Source organism: Enterobacter sp. UNJFSC 003 (assembly GCF_036903355.1).
Taxonomy (GTDB): domain Bacteria; phylum Pseudomonadota; class Gammaproteobacteria; order Enterobacterales; family Enterobacteriaceae; genus Enterobacter.
Genome location: NZ_JBAKHK010000081.1, coordinates 1 through 326 on the forward strand (window position 1 = coordinate 1; position 326 = coordinate 326).

The 326-nt window shown below is 58.0% G+C and carries 1 pseudogene; it reads left to right on the forward strand.

The annotated features are described in order from the left end of the window. Nucleotides 1-326 (forward strand): annotated as a pseudogene (locus V5P19_RS23185) (formate hydrogenlyase subunit 3); the annotation flags it as partial.

Below are 326 nucleotides of genomic sequence, written 5' to 3' on the forward strand. Positions count from 1 at the left end.
CACCACCGTTTCTCAACCGATGATCACGTTGCTGCTGATTGCCTGCCCGCTGCTGCCATTCATCATTATGGCGATTTGCAAAGGCGATCGTTTGCCATCGCGTTCCCGCGGCGCGGCCTGGGTGTGCGGCTACGACCACGAAAAATCAATGGTGATTACCGCTCACGGTTTTGCCATGCCGGTGAAACAGGCGTTTGCGCCAGTGCTGAAACTGCGCAAATGGCTGAATCCGGTGTCGCTGGTGCCGGGCTGGCAGTGCGAAGGTAGTGCGTTGCTGTTCCGCCGGATGGCGCTGGTTGAACTGGCGGTACTGGTGGTGATTATTG